The sequence below is a fragment of the Moraxella equi genome (genome assembly GCF_002027555.1).
Lineage (GTDB): Bacteria > Pseudomonadota > Gammaproteobacteria > Pseudomonadales > Moraxellaceae > Moraxella > Moraxella equi.
The window spans coordinates 1-5,892 of the sequence record NZ_MXAP01000154.1 but is presented as its reverse complement, the minus strand read 5'-3'; the positions used below and the strand labels follow the sequence as shown (position 1 = coordinate 5,892).

At 44.6% G+C, this 5,892-nt stretch carries 7 protein-coding genes; all 7 read right to left on the bottom strand.

The genetic code is table 11. The features are described from left to right. Positions 1-15: 15 nt before the first annotated feature. A complete protein-coding gene (locus B5J93_RS12395) occupies positions 16-303 on the bottom strand; it encodes a hypothetical protein (RefSeq protein ID WP_079326655.1) in 288 nt (95 codons plus the stop codon). Positions 304-305: 2 nt separating this feature from the next. After that, on the bottom strand, positions 306-542 hold the full coding sequence (gene tusA, locus B5J93_RS12390; protein WP_079326654.1) for a sulfurtransferase TusA: 237 nt from the start codon (positions 540-542) through the stop codon (positions 306-308). Next, positions 539-997 carry an acyl-CoA thioesterase gene (locus B5J93_RS12385; protein ID WP_079326653.1) on the bottom strand — a complete coding sequence of 153 codons (459 nt, stop codon included), beginning with the start codon at positions 995-997 and terminating at the stop codon, positions 539-541. The genes tusA and B5J93_RS12385 overlap by 4 nt, the downstream gene beginning before the upstream one ends. Before the next feature lie 78 nt (positions 998-1,075). Continuing rightward, a complete protein-coding gene (locus B5J93_RS12380; RefSeq protein ID WP_079326652.1) occupies positions 1,076-2,098 on the bottom strand; it encodes a hypothetical protein in 1,023 nt (340 codons plus the stop codon). Between the two features lie 30 nt (positions 2,099-2,128). After that, entirely contained in the window at positions 2,129-3,007 is an 879-nt protein-coding gene (locus B5J93_RS12375) for a uroporphyrinogen-III synthase (RefSeq protein ID WP_079326651.1), read from the bottom strand. 45 nt (positions 3,008-3,052) lie between these two features. After that, the gene (hemC, locus tag B5J93_RS12370) at positions 3,053-3,994 is read right to left on the bottom strand and encodes a hydroxymethylbilane synthase (RefSeq protein WP_079326650.1); all 942 of its coding nucleotides are present in this window, start codon (positions 3,992-3,994) and stop codon (positions 3,053-3,055) included. A gap of 183 nt (positions 3,995-4,177) precedes the next feature. Beyond that, entirely contained in the window at positions 4,178-4,912 is a 735-nt protein-coding gene (locus tag B5J93_RS12360; RefSeq protein WP_079326648.1) for a LytR/AlgR family response regulator transcription factor, read from the bottom strand. Positions 4,913-5,892: the final 980 nt, after the last annotated feature.

The window sequence follows — 5,892 nt, the reverse complement described above, 5'->3', positions numbered from 1 at the left end:
GGTTGGGTTGTAAATTCAAGGGGTAAATAAAGTCGGTGCGGACAGTCCGATAAGCTGGTGTTTTAGCAGGACTTGCCCGAGCAAAAACAGATAATAAAATGTTAAGCTGTCATATATCCATTTGTTGCCGGCACTGCCATTCATACCCTTTGCCACAGGCAGTATGCCGGTATAATCGTTTGGCACAAAAAACAAACTACCAAACAGCAAGCACGGCAAGAGCCCAGTGCTTATCACAGGCAAGCAAAACATCTCTTTATAAATGGCAAACCCCAAACGGTCGGGCAGACCAAATACAATCATGTCTAGCCTGACTTTTTAACTACCACATAACGATAACTGCCGTCATCAAGGGTTTCTTGACTGGCAAGCGTATGCCCCAAATGCCGACAAAAGTTGGGAATGTCTCGGGTGGTGGCGGGGTCGGTCGCTAGGATATGAATTTCATCACCTCCTTTGGCGGTGCGAATGCTCTTATGTAGGAGCATGACAGGTTCAGGGCAGATTAGCCCTGTGGTGTCCAGCATAACAGTATCGCTCATAGCGGATGCCCTTCAAAATCACTTAAAATCTGCCGTTCGTCTGCCGTCCATGCTTGTTTGTTACCGTCTTTGTCGGTGCGGACGATGGTTGCCGTGCCATTGGCAACGATGGCATTTTGGGTAGTGCTGTAATATTCATAAGCCATCGACAGACTGGTGTTGCCGATTTTGGTGCATTTAACGCCGATAAGTAGGGTGTCAGGATAATACACGGGGCGTAGGTAGTTACATGATGAGCCTGCTAAAATGGTTAAAGTTTCGTCCTTGAACATGGCAAGCGAATGCAAATAGCTGATACGGGCAGATTCGGCGTAGCGGTAATAAGCGACATTATTGACATGATTAAAGGCGTCCATCTCGCCCCATGCCACAGGTTGGACGTGGACGATGGGGTAGTCGTGTAGCTCGGTGGGGCGGTCATTGCCTGTGAGTGTGGCGGTGTAAGGATGGGTCATGGGGATGTCCTTTTAAGTTTCAATTTATCTAAAATGATTAACGCATGATGAGTTCGCTGTTTTTTGCCTGTTTTGGATTTATTTTAACATCTGAACACTGCTCAGCTCTTTGTTCTTGGGGCTGTTGGCAATTAAATCATAGATCCAAAATAGGGCGTCATCGATGGTATTTAGGGCGACTTGCTGTCCGATTTGCCCTGTTTTGGTGTCGGTGTTGTTTGCATTTTTACCGTCTTTTTTGCCGTCTCTGTCGCTGGCTTTGTTTGCCAAAGCGGTTTGTTCAGATTGCTTTTTTAGGCTCTCAGGGTCAATCTTACCGCCGTGTAAGGTAATATGGCTTTCTAACTGTGAGCGGACTTCTTGTAAGTAACTGGTCATCAATCCCCTGTCTCGCACGTTTGCCGAACCGATGGCAAGCGATAACATCATACTGGCGTCATGAAGCAGGATGTCGCCACGACTTAGGGGGGCGTTGGGTGTACTGGTCTGCTGAGTGCGTAAAAAAGCTTGCACGTCTCGCATTTTGATGATGTGAGCCTGCCATGCGTCAGGCTGTGTTTTTAGCGTGCCGATGTAGGCGATGTCTGCCTTTATGCTACTGCTTAGGGCGGATTTGATCGATGGGGCGATACCAGTCATCTGCCCAAGCTGATAATCAATGGCTTGCAAGGCGGTCAAGGTGTCATCATAACTGCCTTGTTCAAAGAGCTTGTTGGTCATGGCAAGTTCGATTTTTAAAAATTCAGCGTCTTTGCTCGCTTCGGCTTTATTTGTTTTTTTGTGGCTGTCGGTTGGGGTGATGGCGAACAGGCGGTCGTCCATGTCGTTTAGGCGGGTATCGACGGTGTCCATTTTGGCAAGGCGTTCATCTACTTTATCCACGACCGACGTAAAAGAAAGGTATAGCCACAACAGCCCACCTGCCAGTAGGATAATGACCAGCCATTGCAGTCGCATGAGTACCACCCGAGCTTGGTCGGCTTGTTTTTTAAGCTCTTCTCTCTCGACTTCTTTGGCGTGGGCGCATTTGGCGTCCAGCTCTTCTAGATTTGCCTTGATGGCTTCGGCACTTGGACTGTCAGGTTTTTTGGTGTTTGGCATGATGATAAAAGCGTTAAATTTTAAAATGTCTCACGATGGGTAAGTTGCCATGGCGTCTTGTATGGCTTGATTTAGGGTTGATTCCGCCAAATCCACCATGGGGTAGGCACGGCTGTGCGGATAGTGCGTGGCGGTTAGGGCGGTCAGGCGATGACCTAGGGTTAAATATATCACATTTTGTGGCAAAAGCCCATGCGTGTGCGTGCGATGGCTGTGAATCTGTTGGTCATACACACTCTGCCAAGCGTTTAGACTCATCTGACTGCTGATAAGGACAAAGATGGGTGAGTGCTTGCCAATTTGATGTTGATGGTTTTGATTACTATTAAAGGTTCCATCAGGGCTGTCATCGGTGCTATCGCCAAGCAGACGAGTAAAATCGCTTGTCAGCTCTGACGGCACGCACCGCTCATAAAAGGCGATGGCACGCACATTCACGCCCCGTTTGATGAGTGTGTCAGACAACAGTCGCCGTCCACCGACCCCACGCCATATCAGCACATCATCGCCTGTGTGTAGCTCACCGATGGCGGGCATGGCAAGCATGCCTTCGTTACTCATCGGACATCCTGCATCAAAGGGGGTTAGCACCGAAAAACCAAACTCCGCCAAAGCATCTGCTGTCGGCTGTCCCACAGCGATGACGGTTAGGGTGTCATGATGGGGTAGGTCGCAGGCGTGGTCAATGCCTTGCTCTTTTAAAAAACGCACCGCACACGCGACTGCTTCCACGCTCACCACGATAAGTGTGTCAAATTTGCCATGGACAAAATCCACCAAATCCTGCATTTTTGACTGCTCTAATTCATCAAAATGCCGAATGGCAAGCAGTGGTAAGCTGACACTGTGGATGACCAGGTTCATGTCAGCTTTGTGCTTAGGACGGGTGTTGATGAATAGGGGGGTCATGGTGCTGGGTTGATTGTGCTTAAGGGGTTGTTGGTATTAGTTGTCTTAATTTTGATATAAGGCTTTTAAAATCTCATCTGCCCCTTGGGTAAGTAGCTCTGTGGCGACAGCTTGCCCCAGTTGCTCGGCATTTTGGATATTTTGTGTGGCGTTGTCCGTGATGTCGGTCTGGGCGGTGACTTTTAGCAGGGTGCGACCATCAGGCATGCCTACTCGACCTTCTAGGTGCAGAACGCCTTTATCAAGCTGTGCAAACCCTGCTATCGGCACCTGACAGCCCCCTTCTAAGGCATGGTTCATGGCTCTCTCGGTGATGGCTCGTAAGGCGGAGATGTCATGGTTTAAGGGCTTGATAAGCTCCCTAATCTCATCGTCTCGGCACTCGATGGCAAGTGTGCCTTGCCCGACCGCAGGCAGGCAGATGTCGGCAGGTAGACTGTGGCGAATGCGTTCGTCCAACTCTAACCGCGCCAAACCACTTTGGGCAAGGATAATTGCATCATAGTCGCCATTATCAAGCTTGCCAAGGCGTGTGCCAACATTACCACGCAAGCTGATGATTTCTAAGTCAGGGCGATAGGCACGCAGTTGGCATTCACGGCGTAGGCTTGATGTGCCGACCTTTGCTCCTTGGGGTAGGTCATCTAAACTGGCAAAATGATTGCTTACAAAAGCGTCGAAAGGGCTATGGCGGTCAAGATATGCCCCGATGATAAGCCCGTCAGGCAGTACCATGGGTACGTCTTTTAAAGAATGTACGGCAATGTCAGCTTCACCGCTTAGTAGGGCGTTTTCTAGTTCTTTGACAAATAAGCCTTTTCCGCCGATTTTGGCAAGAGGGGTGTCTAAGATTTTATCGCCTTTGGTGACCAGCTCTAACAGACGAATGTCAAGTTCGGGATAGAGTTTTTGAAGTTCGTCTTTGACAAAATGAGCCTGCCAAAGTGCAAGCGGGGATTGGCGTGTGGCGATGGTTAGGGTTTTCATGATTGTGTTATCGCTATGTTATCTTATCAATGATTGCCTATTTAACCACATTTACCCCAAAATGCCAAATAAAAATTCATACCAGTTATTTCTTGGTATGGATGTAAATAATTACCAAATCAAGGTGGCTAAAATACAAAAGGGCGAATCAACGCCCTTGGATGGTATCGGATGGCTTGCCCGTCAAATGCTGTGAATTTTTTCTCTGAGCATGGGCAGATGACGGCGTGATACCGACAGTTTCTCAGGCATGCCCCGAAAGCGTACTTGATATTGACCGCTGTCCACCGTTTCCAACAAATCCAAATAATCTAGATTAATCAAAGCATTACGATGAATGCGGAACATGATGCCTTCAAACTCTTCTTCTAAGTCTTTTAAGGTTTCATCAATGAGTACCACGCCATTTTTGTGGCGTACTTTGACGTATTTTTGGTCGGCGGTGAAGTAATACACGTCAGACAGTGAGATGAGTTCAACGCCACGGTGCGTGCGTGCGGCGATGTATTGACGAGTGCGACCACTTTTGCCGTTTTTCTCGTTTAGACTTGCTTGTTGGGCGGCGTTAATGCGACAGCATTTCTGCAGGGCGTTTTTAATGTCGGTTTCTTTAAGAGGAATGAGCAGGTAGTCGCTCGCTCCACATTTTAGTGCAGTTAATATTGAGTGAACATCATCTAGACCAAAAAAAATTAAAGCAGGTGGGTATTTTGACTCCTGAGTTAATTTTTGGCAAAACTCATCGATGCGATCGAAATGAGCATTGACAATCAATGCTTCGGGCTGATGTTCCATAATAAGTGGATAGGCACTCTCCAGGCATTCAGGCTGTCCAACCACCTCACCTCCCAATGCTTGAATAACAGTGTGAATATGCTTACGTAAGACTGGTTCATTTTCGCATATTAAAATTTTCATTTGCCGCTCCTTAAAATATTATGGCATGTAATTCAGGCATTCACCTGCCTTTTCTTGTTTTGCACTACTTTATGATCCTTAGTCTTTAAGCAGTACACAAGAGTATAAAGATGTTTAAAATTTCATCATTAGTGTGTCAGGACATAAGCTTCAAAAAATGAAGTTGTATTGATTTAATAAATGCAATATTGACTTAAATTTTACTAATTAAGGATTTTAGCAAAAGTTAAGAGAAAAAAAAAGGGTGTATTAAAATTTATTGCAAAGAATTATGTCATTATGCAAGAATCATGCCAATGTGAATAATTTATTTAATATTTTATTGGGGTATGTCTGCTTTTGGTGTTTATGTAATGGAATATGTGAGAAAATTACCTGTTCTTTAAGAGACATACTGTGAAATAAAATATTTATACTTGCAAACCTTGATGTTTCTAAGATTTTAAAATTGAAAAATGTTGTAAAATTGTTATTTTGTAGTGACTCCAAGGAAAAAACGCAGGTTGATTAGTTGTTCTGTTGCAACCTAAGCGAGTTTTTGTCTTCGAGTGACAAGATTTAGCTGTTTTCCATACAAAAATTGATTTAAATTGTTGTGTTTTATCTCATTTTGTAAAAATGCTATCAATGTTTAACATGCTCTATAATTACGTTATTGTTAGTTAATCATGTCGCATAATTTGGCGACATGTAATTAAATTTTGATTGGGGTGTGTTAAAGTATTGTAACACAATTTGCTTTCAAGGATGTTATAGAAAATTGCATATTTTACATGAAAAATGGTCATCTGACCACATAATTTGAAAGCTTAAATAAAAATTAGTGTTCTTGTGAAATTCAAAAATTTTGATTGTCAAACCTTGATTTTATTGAATTCGAAATGAAGCTAAGTTCAATAAAATTGGAATTTCGCAAGAAGTCTATATATGGCACCAAGAATGAAGAGAGTCAGCTTATATACCCACCAAACCCCAAAATA

Coding starts and splice junctions, on each gene's coding strand:
- B5J93_RS12395 (WP_079326655.1), bottom strand. CDS start 303: ATGATTGTATTTGGTCTGCCCGACCGTTTGGGGTTTGCCATTTATAAA.
- tusA (WP_079326654.1), bottom strand. CDS start 542: ATGAGCGATACTGTTATGCTGGACACCACAGGGCTAATCTGCCCTGAA.
- B5J93_RS12385 (WP_079326653.1), bottom strand. CDS start 997: ATGACCCATCCTTACACCGCCACACTCACAGGCAATGACCGCCCCACC.
- B5J93_RS12380 (WP_079326652.1), bottom strand. CDS start 2,098: ATGCCAAACACCAAAAAACCTGACAGTCCAAGTGCCGAAGCCATCAAG.
- B5J93_RS12375 (WP_079326651.1), bottom strand. CDS start 3,007: ATGACCCCCCTATTCATCAACACCCGTCCTAAGCACAAAGCTGACATG.
- hemC (WP_079326650.1), bottom strand. CDS start 3,994: ATGAAAACCCTAACCATCGCCACACGCCAATCCCCGCTTGCACTTTGG.
- B5J93_RS12360 (WP_079326648.1), bottom strand. CDS start 4,912: ATGAAAATTTTAATATGCGAAAATGAACCAGTCTTACGTAAGCATATT.